Source organism: Paracoccus sp. PAR01 (genome assembly GCF_014851995.1).
Lineage (GTDB): Bacteria > Pseudomonadota > Alphaproteobacteria > Rhodobacterales > Rhodobacteraceae > Paracoccus > Paracoccus litorisediminis.
This window is the reverse complement of record NZ_JACVAW010000074.1, coordinates 1-1,322: the sequence shown is the minus strand read 5'-3', so window position 1 is coordinate 1,322 and position 1,322 is coordinate 1. Positions and strand designations below refer to the sequence as shown.

Here is a 1,322-nt window from a genome sequence, read left to right as displayed (position 1 = left end):
GCCACGCGCGCCTTGAAGCCCGCGTCATGGTTCCTGCGTTTCCGCATTCCTGGTCTCCTCGTTCTGGGAGATCAGCAAACGTCAGATCGTAGCTTCCGTCACTGTCCGAGTTCCGGGGAGTAGCTCACGCCTCGTCCGAGAGCTTGAAAGCATGCTGCAGATACATCACCCCTGCAACCAGGCGTGGAGAGGTCGCCGGTCGGCCCTGGTGCGAGGGAAAAAACTCGCCCATTCCCGTTCGAAGAAATCCCAGTCGATCAGTGCCGCGAGTTTCACCAGTTCATGACGGGCGTCGATCATGTCGACCAGCCTCGGGCGAAGTAGATCATCTTGTTCGGGCACGCGGGAATGGGGCTTCATCGGCGACCTGAAATTGCAAGGTTTCTGCCCAAAGCATACGAAACCCTGCAATTCAAAGCGAACAAAACCGTCACTTCATCACATAAAATCAACGTGATAAGAGCTGTTCAGGCCGGACGAAATAGGGGCCGGGATTGGATTCCACACCAAGCCCGTCCACGAGATTGCGGAAGCGTTTCACGCAGATGGCGATGCAGCTTAGCTTACGGCCCGATCATGGGGTCTAACACTCTCATCACTCATCCTGTCTTGCGACAGTTTCGCCCAGCAGGATCTGCCGCAACATGTTCCGGCTGGCGATTAGCAACTCAACCAAGAATGCGACGAGGGACAGTATCAATGAAACTAAAGCACCACCGAAGAACCAGAATAGATTTTCTTCCCGCAGTCCGATAGCAAGGGCCCCGCCAAGAAGACTCACCGTTGCCCCCGCCGTACAAATGCCGGCCATCACGCCCAAAACAACTGCAATTTCGAGCACGAGCGCCCGTCGTCGCAGGTACGAGAGATGCATTCGGAATTGCTTGCTGTGATCGTTCTTCTCCGCGACCTCGTTCAAGCGATCCGACACTCTCCCAAGACGTATGGCATAGATGTTAACAAAGGCCGCCGTGCCCGCCAATAAAAAGACAGGCGCGAGAGATATCTGGATCACTTCGGCAAAATCATTGATGATAGGGGGCGTATCCATTAGCTTTCCTTCATTTGCCGGTCGTCGAAAGATTTGGAACAGATGGCCTGATTTTGGACAGGAGAGTTCTGGCGCACCGGTTTGGGATTATGCCGCCTGACGCTGATGGTTCAAGCGGCGGTTCTGGATGGTCCCCTTTTCTGGGGTTCTGTCGCGACTTTTGCAGGGCGTTGTGTGCCGTTATCAACGCTTCTGGAAAACTGAGAGGCGGCGGGTCGTGTCGATATCGTTCAAGTGGGCGCAGTATCCGAAGAGTGTCATCCTCTTCGCG

General features: G+C 54.9%; 1 protein-coding gene and 1 pseudogene. Both read right to left on the bottom strand.

Translation table 11 applies throughout. From position 1 onward, the window contains the following. Positions 1-127: 127 nt before the first annotated feature. Positions 128-360 (bottom strand): annotated as a pseudogene (locus tag IB235_RS24675) (IS5/IS1182 family transposase); the annotation flags it as partial. A gap of 235 nt (positions 361-595) precedes the next feature. After that, entirely contained in the window at positions 596-1,051 is a 456-nt protein-coding gene (locus tag IB235_RS24670; RefSeq protein WP_192339045.1) for a DUF2721 domain-containing protein, read from the bottom strand. Positions 1,052-1,322: the final 271 nt, after the last annotated feature.

Coding starts and splice junctions, on each gene's coding strand:
- IB235_RS24670 (WP_192339045.1), bottom strand. CDS start 1,051: ATGGATACGCCCCCTATCATCAATGATTTTGCCGAAGTGATCCAGATA.